Raw genomic sequence first — 16,897 nt, 5'->3', positions numbered from 1 at the left:
TTGGGCAAGGGGGAAGGAAGGAATGAAATCGCCGGGAATCCCGGTGGGCTGGGGTCAGACCCCCATCGGCTCCCAGGTGGCGCGATGCAGGGATTGGGCCCGCTCCCAGGCGGCATTGAAGCTGCTGAGCTGGGGTTCGATCGTGTGGGGCTCGCCGACAACCCCGCTGACGGCCTCAAGGGTTTTGAGGCCGTTGCCGGTGATGTAGGCGACGGTGGTTTCGTCTGGATCGATCTTGCCCTGCTCGGCGAGTTTCTTGAGCACGGCGATGGTGGTACCGCCGGCCGTTTCGGTGAACACGCCCTCGGTTTCGGCCAGCAACTGGATGCCGGCCACGATCTCCTCGTCGGTGACGGAGGCGATGGTGCCGCCCGTGCGGCGGGCGATGTCGAGGGCGTAGGGGCCGTCGGCAGGGTTGCCGATGGCGATCGATTTGGCGATGGTGTCGGGCTTGACGGGGGTGATGAAATCACGGCCCGCATCGAAGGCCTGGGCGATTGGTGAGCAGCCCTCGGCCTGGGCGCCGCTGAAGCGCACCGGCTTTTCATCGACAAGGCCGACTTTGATGAATTCGTCGAAGCCCTTGCGGATCTTGGTGAACAGGGAACCGGAAGCCAGCGGCGCCACGATGTGGTCGGGCAGTTGCCAGCCCAGCTGCTCGATCACCTCGTAGCCGAGGGTTTTGGAGCCTTCTGAGTAGTAGGGGCGCAGGTTGATGTTCACGAAGCCCCAGCCGTAGGTGTTGGCCACTTCCGAACAGAGCCTGTTGACCTGGTCGTAGTTGCCCTTCACCGCCATCAGGGTGGGGTTGTAGATCAAGGTGCCGAGCACCTTGCCGAGCTCCAGATCAGCGGGAATGAAGACGCAGCACTCAAGGCCCGCATGGGCAGCGATGGCAGCGGTGGAGTTGGCCAGGTTGCCGGTGCTGGCGCAGCTCACCGTGGTGAAGCCGAGCTCGCGGGCGCGGGTGAGGGCCACCGACACCACCCGGTCCTTGAAGGACAGGGTGGGCATGTTGACGCCGTCGTTCTTGATATAGAGGCTCTTGAGGCCGAGGCGCCGGGCCAGACGGTTGGCCCGCACCAGGGGGGTGAACCCGGTGCCCACATCAATGGGATCGCCCTGCACGGGCAGAAATTCGCGGTAGCGCCAGATGGAGGCCGGGCCGGCTTCGATCGTGGCCCGGGTGACCCGGGCGCGGATGGCGTCATAGTCGTAGACGACTTCCAGAGGCCCGAAACAGACGTCTTCGCAGACGTGGCGGGCTCCGGCGTCGTAGGGGTGGCCGCATTCCTTGCAGCGCAGCCCCGTGAAGGTGGCACGAGAGAGGGTGGCCGTCACAGGCTCACTGCAGCGTTGAATCGAAAGCTAGCAGCGATGAGCAGAAGGCACGGAAATATCCGATCTCTGAAGTCGGGTATTCAGTTGCCTTCGGAGTGCCATTCAGGCCGCAGGCTTGTCAGCGTCCGATGCCTGTTTAGCCTCAGCCCGTGCCCCACCGTTTTCCTCGCCTGAAGCCACCGCTGCTGGCGGGCCTGCTGCTCGTGCCCCTGCTCGCCTTCGGCGTGCTCGTGGTCTCGCGGCTGAGCATCGAATGGGCGTGGTACTCGCAGTTCGACTTTCAGCAGGTGCTGTTGCGCCGCTGGATGCTGCAGGTGCTCGGGTTCCTCCTGGTGATGGGAGTCGGGGTCCCGCTGCAGTTGCAGCAACTCCACCGCTGCTGGCGGTTGCGCAGCGAGGCCACAGCCAAGCCGTTGCCGCGCCAGCCCCTGCTGCGGATGGGCCCCCTCGCGCTGGTGTGCACGTTGCTGGCCTTGCTGCTGCTGCTCAGCACAGGGCTCATGTTTCTGTTCGTGCAGGCCCGGGGCCTGATCACCGATCCCTTCGATGGCGATGTGGTGAGCGGCCTCTCTGCGTTGGCCGGCCTCTCGCCCGTAGGGGTGGGGCTGCTGGCCGCCCTGCTCGGCCTGTTGCTGCTGGTGCGGCCGCTGCCGGTGCTGCGGCTGGTGCTGGTGGCCGCGCTGGCGGGTTCGGCCACAGCCCTGGCGCGCGGCTGGAGCCTGTGGCTGCCGGCACTGCTGGCCGTGCCGTTCGGTGAAGCCGATCCGCTCACCCATTTCGATCTCAGCTTTTCAGTGCTGCGGCTGCCGGCTCTGCAGCTGCTGCTCAGCGTGCTGATCGCGCAGTTGGTGGTGGGGCTTGCCGGCTGCCTCTGGGTCAGCTTCACCGAAGGATCCAGCCTCAGCGACCTCCGCTTCGTGGGCCTGAGCCGTGACCAGCAGGGCGTGCTCAAGCCCCAGATCGCCGTGCTGGCGGCGCTGGCCTCGCTCAGCAATGCGCTCTCCCCGTTTGCGTTGATGGTGCAGGGGAGCGGTGTAGCGGCAGGCGCCGGCTTCGTCGACCTGCATGTGCGCCTGCCCATCCGGCTGCTGCTGGCCCTGCTGTTGATGCTGGCGGCGCTGGGGTTGGCGCTGCCGGTGCGACGCACCTGGCTGCGCCGCGTGGTGGTGCTCCCGCTGCTGGCCACGGCTCTGCTGCTGCCGGTGGCCGAGTTCGCGGTGGCGCCGCAGGCGCAGCGCTTCTGGGTGCAGCCGCGCGAGCTGGCGGTGGAAACGCCCTACATCGAGCGCAGCATCCGTGCCACCCGGCGCGCCTTCGGCCTGGAGGAGGTGCGCAACACGACCCTGGAGCCCCTGCAACGCATCACCGCCGCCGACCTTGTCGAAGCGCCGGGCACCCTTGCCAACATCCGCCTCTGGGACAGCGGGCCCTTGCTGGCGGCTAACCGCCAATTGCAGCAGCTGCGCCTGTATTACACGTTCCCCTCAGCGGCCGTCGACCGCTACGACCTCTCCGCGGCCGGAGAGGACCAGGCCTCCCAGCAGGTGCTGATTTCCGCCAGGGAGCTGGACAGCGCCGCGCTTCCTGAGGGATCGCGCACCTGGCTGAACCGGCATCTGGTCTTCACCCATGGCTACGGCTTCACCGTGTCACCCGTGAATGTGTTCGGGCCTGACGGATTGCCGCTGTTCTTCGTGAAGGATCTCGGTCGCAGTGGCAGGGTGCAGGGCATCTCCCAGCTGGGCATCACGGACGCTGAAGCGCAGGCCGCTTTTCCCGTGGGCCGACCACGCCTGTACTTCGCTTCGGCTCCGGCGCCTTACGCCATCGCGCCCACCAAGGTGCAGGAATTCGATTTCCCTGACGGGGAGCTGAACGTTTACAGCCACTACGACGGTGAACGCGGCATTCCGCTCACCAATGCCTGGCAGCGTTTCACAGCCGCGGTGTACCTGCATGAGCCGCGGGTGCTGCTGGCCGGTTCGTTCACGTCCCGCTCCCTGCTGCTGCTGCGGCGCCAGGTGAATGAACGGGTGGAAGCTCTGGCCCCTTTCCTACGCTTCGAAAGTGAGCCGTACATGGTGACGGTGAACGTGAAGAACGCTTCGGAGTTTGACGAGAAGCACCATCAATACTGGATGCTCGATGGTTACACCACGAGCCGCAGTTATCCCTACAGTGACGCCAACGCGGAAGGCATCCGTTATTTCCGCAATCCTGTGAAAGCTGTTGTGGATGCACAGGATGGCAGGCTGTGGTTCTACGTGAGCGATCCCAGTGATCCGGTGCTGCGCACCTGGCAGCGGGCCTTCCCTGAACTGTTTCATCCGCTCACGGACATGCCGTCAGCCTTGCTGGCCCACATCCGGGTGCCCAACAGTCAGTTCAAGATTCAATCGGAGCGTCTGCTTCGCTATCACGTCACCGATGTGCGCACGTTCTACAACGGCGATGATGTCTGGTCGGTGCCTCTCGAAACCTACGGCTCCGAAACTGTGGCGGTGCAGCCTTATCACGCCACTGTCCAGCTGCCTGGAGAACGGCGGCCGGAATTCGTGTTGTTGCTGCCCTTCTCCCCGGTGCGCCGCTCCAACCTGGTGGGCTGGTTGGCTGCCCGCAACGATCCTCCCCATTACGGCGAACTGTTCCTTGTGCGCTTCCCTCAGCAGCGGCTGTTGCTGGGCCCGGAGCAGGTCACCGCGCTGATCGAGCAGGATCCTCAGATCAGCTTCCAGTTCGGTCTGTGGAACCGAGCAGGAGCCCGGCTGGTGCATGGCAACCTGCTGGTCTTGCCGGTGGGTGATGGTCTGCTCTACGTGGAGCCGATCTACCTCGAGTCGGGCAACAACAGCCTGCCGACGCTGGTGCGGGTGGTGGTCACCGACGGGCGCCGCTTTGTGATGGACCGGGATCTTGAACTTGCCCTTGAAAAGCTCACCCAAGGCACCGCCAAAGGCTCCAGCCCAGCCGACTCACTGCCCGCCTTCCCGCCTCCGCCCCTGCCGATCCCCGGTCTCGACACACTCTGAGGCCAGGCTGTGGTAGCAGGACGATTGGAAGCTTTCGCGCGATCAATCAGCTTGCAGCCGCCACACAACCACTGGCCCGAACGTCCCACAGGCAGCAAGGCCGGAAGCTCTGAGCGGCATGGTTCATGGGATGGATAGCCCGAAAGGGGCCTGTGGTTCCATGTCACATCAGACCAATGGGACCGGATGGCTCTCGATGGCATGAGACCAAAGGGCCCATGGCTGCCCGATGCCATAAGCCCGAAATCTCCCCATGAAAAAAGGGCCCGAAGGCCCCAGGGTGGATGTGATTCGCGCGAGCGTGGACTGCGTGAGCCCGACACTGTTGGTTGTCGACAGGCTGATTGTGGACGGTTCAGACGGCCACAGCAGTTTTGGGATCCAGGACGCCTTTGGCGTAAAGGGCGGCGTAGTAGTTGATGTTCTGCTGCTTGATCTTGCTGGCCTGGCCGGCGCACCAGAACTGCTGGTAGCGATCGAGGCACACCTGCTTCATGTAGGCCCGTGCAGGCTTGTTGAAGTGGCGGGGATCGAAGTTGGCGGGATCCTTGAAGGCGGCTTCCCGCACAGCGGCAGTGAAGGCCAGACGGTTGTCGGTGTCGATGTTGACCTTGCGAACGCCATTCTTGATGCCGTTCTGGATCTCTTCGACCGGCACGCCATAGGTTTCGGGAATGGCACCGCCGTACTTGTTGATCATGTCGAGCCATTCCTGGGGCACCGAGCTGGAGCCGTGCATCACCAGGTGGGTGTTGGGGATCGCCTTGTGGATTTCGGCGATGCGGGAAATGGCCAGCACTTCGCCGGTGGGCTTGCGGGTGAACTTGTAGGCGCCATGGCTGGTGCCGATGGCGATCGCCAGCGCATCCACCTTCGTTTTGGCGACGAAGTCGGCGGCTTCGGCCGGATCGGTGAGCAGCTGCTCGCGGGAGAGGGCACCTTCGAAACCGTGGCCGTCTTCGGCTTCACCCTTGCCGGTTTCCAGGGAACCCAGGCAGCCCAGTTCGCCTTCCACACTCACGCCGATGGCATGGGCCACACCCACCACTTCCTTGGTGACAGCCACGTTGTACTCGTAGCTGGCGGGGGTTTTGGCGTCAGCTTCCAGGGAGCCGTCCATCATCACCGAGGTGAAGCCGTTGGCGGCGGCACCGAAGCAGGTGGCAGGGCTGTTGCCGTGATCCTGGTGCATCACCACCGGGATGTCGGGATAGGTTTCGGTGGCGGCGATGATCAGGTGACGCAGGAAAATCTCACCGGCGTATTGGCGAGCGCCGCGGGACGCCTGCAGGATCACCGGGCTGTCGGTTTCATAGGCAGCCTCCATGATCGACTGCACCTGCTCCAGGTTGTTGACGTTGAAGGCAGGGATGCCATAGCCGTTCTCAGCGGCATGGTCGAGCAGCAGCCGAAGGGGAACGAGGGCCATGGGGGAATACCTCTGAGGGTGTGGGTGGGCACGTCGGGGGCACCAGCGCGGTGAACGAGGGGAGGCGGACCAAGAGACCAGGCCACCGGCTTCGAAACCCTGACGCGGGATGCGCGCGACTCTAGGCGATGCTGATCGCTCTCAACCCACCGGCAGGTCCTGGCGCAGGCCGGTGCCGGCGGCGGCGATGGCCAGATCGCAGCAGAGCTGGCTGCGGAAGCCCTCGCTGAGACCCGGCACCATCGGCTGACCGGTGCGCACGCTTTCGGCCCACCAGCGGTGCAGGCGCGCCACCGGGGCGATTCGCCCATCGGCCCAGGTGCGGGCAAAGGCCAGAGCAGGGTCCACCGGTACAGGCTGCAACGCTTCGCCTCGCCCTGCCCGCCAGAGGTGGAAGCCATGCACATAGTCACTCTGGTTGTCGCTGCCCAGCACCAACGTGCCTTCGCTGCCGTACAACTCGAGCCAGCAGCCGCGCCCCTGGCGGGCCACTGCCGCCAGGCTCACCTGGGCCGGCACCAGCCGCTGGCTTCCAGCACCACTGCCAGCAGCGCTTCCTGTGCCGAAGCCTGTAGCGAGGCCCGCATCGAGTCCCAGCTGCAGCAGGGCGATGTCCTCCGCATCCACGGCAGCCAGACGCCCGCTGCCATCGGGCAGCGGGCGGGCGTCGATGGCGGTGGAGAGTGTGCCCTGCAGCTCCCGGGTGGGGCCGATCAGCCAGTGCAGCATGTCGAAGGCGTGGGTGCCCAGGGCGCCCAGCACACCGCCACCTTCGCTGCGTTGGGCGTACCAGTTCCAGGGTCGGGAAGCATCGGCGCGGCTGCTCATCAGCCAGTCGAGTTTCACCAGCCAGGGATCGCCGATCACCCCAGCCGCCAGCAGGGCCGCCAGTTGCTGAAACACCGGCACCGCCCGGTATTCGAAGTTGACCGCCACCTGCAGCCCCCGGCTGATTGCCAACCGCTGCAATTCCTCCACCTGCTCCGCCGAAACGCCCACGGGTTTCTCGAGCAGCAGGTGCTTGCCGGCGTCGAGGGCGGCTTTCGCCAGGGCGAAGCGTGGGGCGGGCGGCGTGGCGATCACCAACGCCTCGATGCCGGGGTCCGCCAGCAGGGCCTCGAAGTTTGTGAAGCCAGGCAGGGAGGCGGCGCTGGCGGCCTGCTGAACCCGCTCGTGTCGAGGGTGCCAGAGCGCCACAGGTTCGGTGCGGCCACTGGCGCGCAGGGCCGGCAGGTGCACCTTTTCTCCGAATCCCAGGCCAGCCACCGCTACCCGTAGGGGCGCTGCTTCGAGCAGTGTCATCGGAGGGCCAGCAGGGGGGCGCCGGCGGCGCAGGCTTCTTCCAGCACCGCGCTGATCAGGGCATCCCCGCCGGTGGGTTGCCAGTCGGCGCCGAAGCGGGGCAAGCCATTGACGGAGGTGTCGCGATAAAGCCGCTGGCCGCAGTCCAGGTCCATCACATACAGCTGACCGGGCCGTGCCTTGGCCCTGGTGGCGTTACCGGAGTCGTCTGTTTCCGGGGGCGGCGCCGGTTGAAAGCGGCTCAGTACGGAGAGCCAGCCCTCACGGCTCAGCCTCAGGCTGCCCTCATCCCACCACTGGCGCCCTTCCGCTGTGGCAGGCACCTCCTTCCAGCTGACCGGGCCGGCCAGGGCCGCACCGCCCGACAAGCCAGGAGCCGGCAGCAGCAGCGCGGGGAGCAGCGCGAACAACAGCGCGGCGGCCACGGTGAAGCCCTGGAGCCTGCAACCGGAAGCCATCGCCCGGGCCAACGACCAGAAACGGCGGGCGGCGAGCTGGGGCGACCAGCGCTGCAAAAGCGGCAGCAAGAGCTGCTTGGTGAGCCAGCCCATCAAGCGGCTACGGCGGGGGTGACGCCATGCAACCGCAGCAGGCTCGCGAAGGTGGAGCGGAAGCGGGTGCGGGGCACGATCAGGTCGACGAAGCCGTGATCCTGCAGATATTCGGCCGTCTGGAAGCCTTCCGGCAGCTTCTCGCGCAGGGTCTGCTCGATCACCCGGCGTCCGGCGAAGCCGATCAGGGCCTTCGGTTCGGCCAGGATCAGGTCGCCCAGCATCGCGAAGCTGGCGGTGACGCCACCGGTGGTGGGGTGGGTGAGCAGGGGGATGTAGAGCAGCTCCTCCTGGCGGTGCCGCTGCAGGGCGCCGGAAATCTTGGCCATCTGCATCAGGCTGAGCATGCCTTCTTGCATGCGGGCCCCGCCAGACGCGCACACGATCAACACCGGATAGCGGCGGAAGGTGGCGGTTTCGATCATGCGGGTGAGCTTCTCGCCCACCACCGAACCCATGGAGCCGCCCATGAAGCGGAAATCCATCACGCCCAGCGCCAGGGGCATGCCCTCGATCCGGCAGAGGCCGGTGATCACCGCATCGCGCAGACCGGTGCTGCTCTGGGTGTCGCGCAGGCGATCGGCATAGCTGCGCCGGTCTTTAAAGGCGAGCGGATCGGTGGGGGAAAGATCGGTATCGAGCGGCTGGAACGTGCCCTCATCGGCGATCAGCCGCAGGCGGGCTTCACTGTCGATGCGCAGATGGTGGCCGCAGCCGCTGCAGACGCTGGCATTGGCGATCAGGTCTTTCCGGTAGACCACCAGGCCGCATTCCGGGCACTTGCTCCAGAGCCCGTCGCCCTCGTCGAGTTCTTGGGGGGCGCGCACCACCGGTGCAGCCTTGCGGCGATCGGCGAACCAGTCGAACAGCGACACGGGAAAGGCGACAGGCGCAAGAACGGATCACCATTAAAAGCTGCCGCTGCCGGCGCCATGCCGCTGCAAGCCGCTCAGAGGCTCTGGTAGCCCAGCCAGCCGCCGAACCAGCGCAACCACCAGCCTTCGCCTGCCAGCCACACGGCGATGCCGCCGAAAGCCAGAAAGGGGCCGAATGGAAAGGGCTGATGTGGGCCCAGGCGGCCGGTGAGGCGGCCGATCGAGCCCAGTGCCGCGCCACCCAGCACGGCCAGGGCCACCGCCAGGCCCATGCCCTGCAGCCCGAGCCAGGCCCCCAGCAGGGCCGTGAGCTTGGCATCGCCCAGACCGAGGGCGGGGCGGCCCAGCAGCTTCTCGCCCAGGGCGCTGAGCCCTTCAAACACCAGCAGCCCCACGGCGGCGGCGAGCAGGTGGTTGACCAGCAGCTGGCGGGCGATCGCCTCCGACTGGCTGATCCCCAGCAGCGCGGTGACCACCAGACCCCCCACCAGGCCCCAGCGGCAGAGCGGTTCAGGCAGCCACAGCTGATCGGCATCGATCAGCACCAACGGAACGAGCAGGCTGATCAGCGCCCAGCCGGCAATCATCAGCAGCCAGAGCGGCGGCGCGCCCATGGCGGAAGGGCTGGCCAGCACGACGGCCACCCACAGCCCGGCGGTGAGCAGCTCCACCAGCGGGTAACGGGGAGAGATCGGTGCGTGGCAGTGGTTGCAGCGGCCCCGCAGCCACAGCCAGCCCAGCACCGGCAGGTTTTCATACCAGGCCAGCGTGGTGCCGCAGTGGGGGCAGTGGCTGGGGGGCGAAAGGATCGATTCGCGGCGCGGCAGGCGCCAGGCCACCACGTTCAGGAAACTGCCGACGCAGGCGCCAAGCACGGCTGCCAGCACGGCGATCGGTTCGAGGCTGATGGGGGTCATGGACGTCGGTTGTTGCGGGAGCGTGCGCCCCGCCCGCCAATCATCTCCAGTGGAATGAACCGCTCCTCCGGCAACAGCACCGGGGCTTCGAACACCACCCGGCCCTGATCAGTGGCTTCCTGCAGCACGATCCCCAGCGGTTCACTACCGCCGGGGACATGTTCGCAGTAGTGGTAGTACACCTGACGGGCTCGCCTGAGCACATCGCCGCTGTTGATCCGATCCCAGCGCATGGAATGGTTGGCCGCGCCGGCGGCCCCCCGAATCACGAACGACGGGGGGACGGAACCGGATGAAGAATCAGGAGATGTGGCGATGGAAATCGTCCTCCCCCGGCGCGACCTTTGGGCGCAGCTTAATCGGTCAGAAGAGGCTCTTCTTATCCTCGATCAGCCGGTGGATGATCGGGGTGAGGATCAGCTCCATCGCGAAGCCCATCTTGCCGCCGTTCACCACGATGCTCGTGGGGCTCGACATGAAGGAGCCGTTGATCATGCGCAGCAGGTAGGAGAAATCGATCCCCCACTTCTCCCGCGCCCCTTTGCGGAAGTGAATGATCACGAAGCTCTCGTCAGGGGTGGGGATGTTGCGGCAGATGAATGGGTTGGAGGTGTCCACAGTGGGCACCCGCTGGAAGTTGATGTCCGTGCGGCTGAACTGGGGGCAGATGTGGTTGATGTAGTCGGGCATGCGCCGCAGAATCGTGTCCACGATCGTTTCGGCGGAGTAGCCCCGCTCGGCGTTGTCACGGCTGATCTTCTGGATCCATTCCAGGTTGGCGATCGGCACCACGCCGATCAGCAGGTCGACCAGGGAGGCCACGTCGTAGCCGTCGCCCTCCACGCCGCCGTGCAGGCCTTCGTAGAAGAGCAGATCGGTGCCGGTGGGGATCTCTTCCCAGGGTGTGAACTGACCGGGATCGAGCTGGGTGCCAAGTCGGGCGTTGTGCTCGGCGGCCTCTTCGACCGAGTGCAGGTAGTAGCGCTTCTTGCCGCTGCCGGTTTCGCCGTAGGCCCGGAACAGATCCTCGAGTTGATCGAAGAGGTTGGCTTCCGGACCGAAGTGGGAGAAGTTGATGCCGTTGGCCTGGGCCTTCGCCATCTCCTCCTTCATCGGGCCGCGCTCGAAGCGGTGGAAGCTGTCGCCCTCCACCACCACCGGCTGGATGCCCTCCCGCTGGAAGATGTGCTCGAAGGCACGCTTGACCGTGCTGGTGCCTGCGCCCGAGGAGCCGGTGACAGCCACGACCGGGTGACGTTTGGACATCGGTGCAGCGGGGGAGAAACGAGGCTGTGAGTTTGGCAGGTCGCCGGTCAGAGGGCTTCCAGCAGCCGATCACCGATCGCGGCGCAACCCAGCCGCGTGCAGCTGGTGGCGAGGTCGGCCTCACCGATCAGGTCAGCGGTGCGGCAGCCCGCTGCCAGCACCTGGTCGACGGCCCGCTCCAGGGCGTCGGCGGCTTCAGGCCGCTGCAGACCCACCCGCAGCAGCATGGCGGCCGAGAGCACCATCGCCATCGGATTGGCCACATCCTGGCCGGCGATGTCGGGTGCTGAGCCGTGCACCGGCTCGAACAGGCCCGGCCCGTCGCTGCCCAGGGAGGCGGACGGCAGCATGCCGATACTGCCGGTGAGCATGGCGGCTTCGTCGCTGAGGATGTCGCCGAAGAGGTTGCTGGTGAGCAGCACATCGAACTGCTTGGGCCAGCGCACCAGCTGCATGGCGGCGTTGTCGACGTAGAGGTGGCTGAGCTCCACCGCCGGATAGTCGGCGGCCATCGCCGTGACCCGGTCGCGCCAGAGCTGGCTCACATCGAGCACGTTGGCCTTGTCGACCGAACACAGCCGTCCGCGACGTTCCGTCGCCAGCTGGAAGGCCACCTTGGCGATGCGATCGATTTCGTAGTCGCTGTAGGCCATGGTGTTGAAGGCACGCACATGCCCACCGGCCTCCACCCGGCCTTTCGGGGTGCCGAAGTAGACGCCGCCGGTGAGCTCGCGCACCACCATCAGGTCGACGCCCTCGATCACCTCAGGCTTGAGGCTGCTGGCGCCCGCCAGGGCCGGAATGATCTTCACCGGGCGCAGGTTGGCGAACAGGCCGAGGCCGGCCCTGAGGGCCAGCAGGCCACTTTCCGGGCGCTGTTCGCGCGGCAGGCCGTCGTAGCGGGGACCACCGATCGCTGCCAGCAGCACCGCATCGCTCTGGCGGCAGGCCTCGAGTGTGCGCTCCGGCAACGGCACGCCGCAGGCATCGATTGCCGCTCCTCCCACCGGCTGTTCGTCGAAGCTGAGGGAAAAACCGTGGCTGGCGCTCACTGCCTCCAGCAGCCGCCTGGCCACCGCTGTGATCTCCGGACCGATGCCGTCGCCGGGCAGGAGGGTGATCCGGTACGTGGTCATGCGTTCAGCCGAGGCGGCGGGGGCAACTGGCGAGATTACCGGCTCAGGCGCTGATCCACACGCACAGCCATAGACCCACCCGCACAGTCCTCAGGGGTCGCCGGCGGCGGCCTTGAGCTGGCGCACGCTGCGGGCCAGCTCCGGCAACTTGCTGAAGGCGGCCGAGCAGCGCAGCCACAGGCGGTTCGGGATCGCCGGATAGCCGCTCACCACCTCGCCGGCGGCGATGTCGCCGTGCAAGCCCGACTTGGACGAGGCGATCGCCCGATCCCCGATCGTGGTGCGGTTGGCCACACCCACCTGGCCCGCCAGGATCACACCGTTGCCGAGACGGGCGCCACCGGCGATGCCCACCTGGGCGGCCAGCGCACAACCCCGGCCGGTGACGACGCCGTGGCCGATCTGCACGAGGTTGTCGATCTTGGTGCCGGCGCCGATGCGTGTCTCCCCCACCGATGGGCGATCGATCGTTGTGCCGCAGCCCACCTCCACCTGCTCCTCCAGCACCACCAGGCCGGTCTGGGGCATCTTGCGCCAGCCATTGGCGGTGGGCACAAAGCCGAAACCCTCCGAACCGATCACGGCGTTGGAGTGCACCACACAGCCGCGCGCCAGACGGCTGCCGGGATGCAGCACCGCATTGGCATGCAGCTCGCAGCCCTCGGCCAGGTGCACGTCGGGGTACAGCACCACGCCGGCATGGAGCACGCAGCCCTCACCCACGAGGCAGTCGGCCCCCACCACCACATGGGCGGCGATGTGCACGCCGGTGCCGACGCTGGCGCTCGGATCGATCACCGCCGACGGGTGAATGCCGGCGGGCCAGTGCCGGGGCGGGTGCAGTGCCGCCAGGGCCTCAGCGAACCCGAGCCGCGGATCCTTCAGGGCCACCCAGGCCATGCCCCGTTCCTGCGCCAACTGCTGCAGTTCCGGGTCGAGCGGCAGCAGCAGCGCCGAGGCGTGGCAGGTGGCCAGGGCGGCACTGAGCTGGTGGCCGGGCTCGAGAAAGGAAAGCTGGCCGGCAGCGGCCTGATCCACGGCGGCTGCCCCGCTCAGTTCGGGGTCACCTGCCAGATGCCGCGGTGCGGAGTCGTTGAGCAGGCCCCGCTGGGCGAGCTGGAGCAGCAGGGTGCTGAAGCGCATGCTGCCGGAGCCGCGAACTGAGGCCGGATCGTAGGCCTGCCCTGCGGTCAGTCGCTGGCGGGTGCCAGGGCCGTGAGCACCAGATGGTCGCGGTGCACCACCGCCGCTCCTGCCGGTTGCTGCAGCTCCCGCTGCACGTCGCTGCTGCTGAGGCCCAGCACCTGCCGCACCTCCTCACTGCTCAGGGCGCAGAGGCCCCGGCCGATTTCCTCTCCCTGCAACGACACCAGCCGCACCGCGTCCTGGCGGCCGAAGCGGCCCTCCACGGCGCGGATGCCCACCGCCAGCAGGGACGCGCCCCGCTCCACCAGCGCCTTCTGCGCCCCTGCATCGATCACCAGATCCCCTTTGGGCAGCAGGGCATGGGCCATCCAGCCCTTGCGGTCGGCAAGGGGTCTGGAGCTGGGCTGAAACACCGTTCCCACTTTCTCGCCTGCCACCAGGGCCTCCAGCACGCGCGGGTCGCGGCCGTCCGCCAGCCGCACGCGCACCCCGCTGGAGGTGGCGATGCGGGCGGCAGTGAGCTTGGTGGTCATGCCGCCGGTTCCCCAGCGCCCGCCCCCGCTGGCCACGCTGCTGAGCCGGGCCAGCTCCTGGAGGTCACGCACCTCCTCGATCGGCTCGACTGTGGCATCGCTGCGGGGATCACCGGAATAGAGCCGGTCGACATCGGTGAGCAGCACCAGTTCCTCGGCGCCGATCGCCACCGCCACCAGCGCCGAGAGGGTGTCGTTGTCGCCGAAGCGCAGTTCGTCGGTGGCCAGGGTGTCGTTTTCGTTGACGATCGGAATCACGCCCCAACCCAGCAGGTGTTCCAGAGTGCGGCAGGCGTTCTGGTAGCGGCGGCGCGAGGCCAGGTCGCCGCGGGTGAGCAGCACCTGCGCCACACGCACACCGTGGCTGGCGAAGGCTTCGGCGTAAAGCCCCATCAGCTGGCCCTGCCCCACCGCCGCCGCCGCCTGCAGCGCCACCACTTCGGTGGGGCGCTTATCCAGCTGCAGGGCGTGGCAGCCCAGGCCCACGGCGCCGCTGGTCACCAGGGTCACCTGATCGCCCCGGCGGCGTTGCTGGCTGAGGCTGGCCGCCAGATCGGCGATCACACAGGCGGTGTCGCGATCCGCCGAGCCCCGCAGCAGGCTGGTGCCCACCTTGATCACACGTCGCGTCATCCCTTCAGGTCCGCTCCCGCCAGCCGCGCCAGCCGCACCTCCAGCCGTTGCAGATGGTCGACGCGGCAGGGCAGCCCGTGCACATCCACCGGCTTGGCCAGCACCGTGAACAGGCCGAGCCTGTTGCCGACCAGCACATCGGTGAACAGGCGATCCCCCACCACGGCCACCTGCCGCGCCGGCAGATTCAGCTCAGCCAGCACCCGCCGCAGCGTGCTGCGGCGCGGCTTGCCCGCTGACACGGTGTAGGGGAGGTCAAGCTGATCCGCCACCGCTCCGATGCGGCGCCGGGACGGGTTGTTGCTGAACAGATGAATGCGCAGGTGCGGCTTGGCTTGAATCAGCCACTGCTCCACGGCAGGCGGCAGCTGCGACTGCCGGCGCGGGATGAGGGTGCGATCCACATCCAGCACCAGCGCCTTGATGTTCTGGGCGATCAGCCGCTCCAGCGGCAGGCCGGCCAGGCTGGTTTGCAGCTCCCAGTCGGGTTGCAGCAGGTGGCGGGAGGTCACCCAGCGCTCTCCCTGTCGTCGAGTTCAGCCTCGATTCGCGGCTGCACGCGGTCGAATTCCTCGCCTTCCACCAGCACTGCTTCGCCGTTGTGCATGCGGGCCACCACGAAGAAGGGGTCGAGCGGAATGTACAGGCCGTACTCCTGGTCTTCGACCATGAAGCTGACGAGCAGCTCGTAGGTGTCGGTGTCGTCGTCTTCGTCGCCGTCCTCGTCGTCGAGATCCTCCGGATCGGGCTCCTCCAGCTCACCGCTCACCGTGAGCGTGACGGCGGAACGCACCAGGGTGAGGTCGTGCTCCTGCAGCACCACATCGGCCACCGACAGGATCGGTTCCGTGGCATCGAGGGTTTCGATCGGCTCCGGTTCGTCGTCGCCCTGCAGGCGGAACAGGCACACCGGGGTATCGACCGGCGTGAGCAGGGCGTAATCGTGCCCATCAAGCGGGATCAGTTGTTCGAGGAAGCAGAGCAGCTGGCGGTCGTGGTCGTCACGGACGAGAACCGTGGGCACGTCACCGGATCCTGTGATCGAGGGGCCTTCGGCACTCATGGAGGGGGAGTCAGACCCTCTCAGAATGTCTCAGCGCCGGCCTGCTGTCCGCAGGGGGGTCGCCAAGGTCACCGGCTCGTCACCTTCCCGCAACCATTGCTCCAGCAGCAGCGCCGCTGCGGCACTGTCGAGCGCGCCGCTGCGGTCACCGTGCAGGCGGTGGCGCTCGCCCGCTTCCCAGCTGCTCGCGTGCTCATCCACCCAGGCCAGCGGCAGGCTCAGGTGGCGGGCCAGCCGTTCGCCGTAGCGGCGGCAGTGGGCCGCCTGGGGCGTGGGCTGCTGGTGGCTGTCGAGCGGCAGGCCCACCACCAGCGCCTGCACCCGCCGGCTGGCGCTGAGGGCGCGCAGGCTTTCCAGGTCGTGGGCGTAGGCCCCGCGCGCCAGTGCCGGCAGTGGGGTGACCGTGAGCCCGAGCGGATCGCAACCGGCCAGGCCGATGCGCCGCCGCCCCACATCCAGCGCCAGCACGGAGCGGGGCTGTGGGGGTTGGCGTTGTTGCCGCGTGCCGGGGGTGGCGCTCACCGGAGGGTGGACAGCGCACTGGAGGAGGCACTCACCAGTGCCCGCGTTGGGCGTGCGGCGGGCGTGAGCGCCGACGGTCCTGCAGGGGTGGGCACCGTGCGACGGCGTGGTTTGAACGGCTCTAGCACGGTGTCGAGGCGCCAGTTGGCGGCGCGGCTGCTGGCCTGCTCGTGGCGGCGCCAGACGCTGCGCGCCATCAGCAGCCGCTCGCCTTCCAGGCTGGCGCCGATGCTGCGCAACCAGGCGCAGCGCTCCGCATCGCCGGCATCACTGCAGAGGCGCACCACCGGATCGCTGGCCACCGCCTGGATCAGCAGGTGCTCCAGCGCCGGGCCGTGCAGCCGCGACCAACCGGGATGCACCGTGAGCTGCACATCCACCGGGCCATGGCCCTGGTGATGCAGCCGGCGCACGCCCGCTACTGCCTGCTGGCGGCTGGGGTCGAGCCAGAGCGCACTGGGGCCGCTGCTCTGGTCAAGCAGATCCTCCACCCGGCGGTCAAGCAGCTGGCGCAGCAGCGCCGGGCAGGCCGCCTGCTCCAGGTGCAGCATCAGGCCGGCGGTGCGCCGATTCAGGGGCCGCAGTTGCAGGTCGCCAGGGGGCGGCAGAGCCGGGCCCGGCTCTGCCGGGGCGTTCCACAGCCAGGAGACCTCGTGCCGCAGGGGCTGAAAGCCCTGCTCCCGCAGCAGTGCCAGCCGGTCGGTGTCGGTGCTGTCACAGCGGGCGATCCAGCTGGCGGCACCGCTGCAGCGGTGCAGCGCCTCGCGCAGCAGGCCCGCCTGGATCTCCTGGCCGCTGAGGCTGCCTGGCCGCTGCAGGGCGGTGCGTGCCACCCGCAACGCCTCCACACCCCAGCAGCTGCCACTCCGGTTGAGGCGTCGCACCACGCTCACCCCCAGCATGCAATCGGCTGTCTCGTAGGCCACCAGAACCTCAGGAACCAGGGGCGGGCGCTGCACCAGGGCACTCAGCAGGCGCTCCGGCTGACGCAGCAGAAGGGAGCGCTGCAAGAGCGGCTGCAGATCAGCGAAGGCGGCATCGTTCAGCAGCGGCAACGACCAGCCCTGCAACGGCTCGATCTGCAGCTCCCCCGGCGCGGCGAGCGGGTCACCTCCCGAGGGGCGTAGGGGGATGGGGTGCCGCACGTGACTTCA

At 67.6% G+C, this 16,897-nt stretch carries 16 protein-coding genes; 1 reads left to right on the top strand and 15 read right to left on the bottom strand.

The genetic code is table 11. From position 1 onward, the window contains the following. Positions 1-54: 54 nt before the first annotated feature. The gene (gene thrC, locus KBZ19_RS00780; protein ID WP_094510682.1) at positions 55-1,341 is read right to left on the bottom strand and encodes a threonine synthase; all 1,287 of its coding nucleotides are present in this window, start codon (positions 1,339-1,341) and stop codon (positions 55-57) included. A gap of 149 nt (positions 1,342-1,490) precedes the next feature. On the opposite strand from thrC, the gene KBZ19_RS00775 reads away from it, so the two are divergent. Next, positions 1,491-4,370 (top strand): UPF0182 family protein, encoded by a 2,880-nt coding sequence (locus KBZ19_RS00775; protein WP_255099349.1) that lies wholly within the window; start codon positions 1,491-1,493, stop codon positions 4,368-4,370. A gap of 355 nt (positions 4,371-4,725) precedes the next feature. Here KBZ19_RS00775 and fba read toward each other — a convergent pair whose 3' ends face one another. The 14 genes from fba to KBZ19_RS00705 form a co-directional block, all read right to left on the bottom strand. Beyond that, entirely contained in the window at positions 4,726-5,799 is a 1,074-nt protein-coding gene (gene fba, locus KBZ19_RS00770) for a class II fructose-bisphosphate aldolase (RefSeq protein WP_255099348.1), read from the bottom strand. A 141-nt stretch (positions 5,800-5,940) separates the two neighbouring features. Further along, entirely contained in the window at positions 5,941-7,101 is a 1,161-nt protein-coding gene (locus KBZ19_RS00765; RefSeq protein WP_255099347.1) for a Gfo/Idh/MocA family protein, read from the bottom strand. Continuing rightward, a complete protein-coding gene (locus KBZ19_RS00760; RefSeq protein WP_315856306.1) occupies positions 7,098-7,628 on the bottom strand; it encodes a hypothetical protein in 531 nt (176 codons plus the stop codon). Before KBZ19_RS00760 ends, KBZ19_RS00765 begins: the two co-directional genes overlap by 4 nt. A 23-nt stretch (positions 7,629-7,651) precedes the next feature. Beyond that, positions 7,652-8,527, bottom strand: coding sequence for an acetyl-CoA carboxylase, carboxyltransferase subunit beta (accD, locus tag KBZ19_RS00755; RefSeq protein WP_094510678.1), 876 nt, complete (start codon positions 8,525-8,527; stop codon positions 7,652-7,654). A 74-nt stretch (positions 8,528-8,601) separates the two neighbouring features. Further along, a complete protein-coding gene (locus KBZ19_RS00750; protein WP_255099345.1) occupies positions 8,602-9,444 on the bottom strand; it encodes an A24 family peptidase in 843 nt (280 codons plus the stop codon). Next, the gene (locus KBZ19_RS00745; protein ID WP_094510786.1) at positions 9,441-9,677 is read right to left on the bottom strand and encodes a hypothetical protein; all 237 of its coding nucleotides are present in this window, start codon (positions 9,675-9,677) and stop codon (positions 9,441-9,443) included. The genes KBZ19_RS00750 and KBZ19_RS00745 overlap by 4 nt, the downstream gene beginning before the upstream one ends. Positions 9,678-9,807: 130 nt before the next feature. Further along, positions 9,808-10,710, bottom strand: coding sequence for a phosphoribulokinase (locus tag KBZ19_RS00740; RefSeq protein WP_255099343.1), 903 nt, complete (start codon positions 10,708-10,710; stop codon positions 9,808-9,810). Positions 10,711-10,757: 47 nt separating this feature from the next. Continuing rightward, the gene (gene leuB, locus KBZ19_RS00735; protein ID WP_255099342.1) at positions 10,758-11,846 is read right to left on the bottom strand and encodes a 3-isopropylmalate dehydrogenase; all 1,089 of its coding nucleotides are present in this window, start codon (positions 11,844-11,846) and stop codon (positions 10,758-10,760) included. Between the two features lie 90 nt (positions 11,847-11,936). Then, complete coding sequence (lpxD, locus tag KBZ19_RS00730) at positions 11,937-12,989, bottom strand: UDP-3-O-(3-hydroxymyristoyl)glucosamine N-acyltransferase (protein WP_094510674.1); 1,053 nt, start codon at positions 12,987-12,989, stop codon at positions 11,937-11,939. Between the two features lie 47 nt (positions 12,990-13,036). Further along, complete coding sequence (proB, locus tag KBZ19_RS00725) at positions 13,037-14,158, bottom strand: glutamate 5-kinase (protein ID WP_255099340.1); 1,122 nt, start codon at positions 14,156-14,158, stop codon at positions 13,037-13,039. Further along, a complete protein-coding gene (locus tag KBZ19_RS00720) occupies positions 14,155-14,670 on the bottom strand; it encodes a YqeG family HAD IIIA-type phosphatase (RefSeq protein WP_094510672.1) in 516 nt (171 codons plus the stop codon). The genes proB and KBZ19_RS00720 overlap by 4 nt, the downstream gene beginning before the upstream one ends. Next, a complete protein-coding gene (locus KBZ19_RS00715) occupies positions 14,667-15,221 on the bottom strand; it encodes a DUF3727 domain-containing protein (protein ID WP_094510671.1) in 555 nt (184 codons plus the stop codon). The genes KBZ19_RS00720 and KBZ19_RS00715 overlap by 4 nt, the downstream gene beginning before the upstream one ends. A 30-nt stretch (positions 15,222-15,251) precedes the next feature. After that, positions 15,252-15,743: a Holliday junction resolvase RuvX gene (gene ruvX / locus KBZ19_RS00710; protein WP_255099338.1), complete on the bottom strand. Its 492-nt coding sequence runs from the start codon at positions 15,741-15,743 to the stop codon at positions 15,252-15,254. Beyond that, positions 15,740-16,888 (bottom strand): hypothetical protein, encoded by a 1,149-nt coding sequence (locus KBZ19_RS00705; protein WP_255099337.1) that lies wholly within the window; start codon positions 16,886-16,888, stop codon positions 15,740-15,742. The genes ruvX and KBZ19_RS00705 overlap by 4 nt, the downstream gene beginning before the upstream one ends. Positions 16,889-16,897: the final 9 nt, after the last annotated feature.

Source organism: Synechococcus sp. L2F, assembly GCF_024345695.1.
Classification (GTDB): Bacteria; Cyanobacteriota; Cyanobacteriia; order PCC-6307; family Cyanobiaceae; genus MW101C3.
This window is presented reverse-complemented; position numbering and strand designations above follow the sequence as displayed.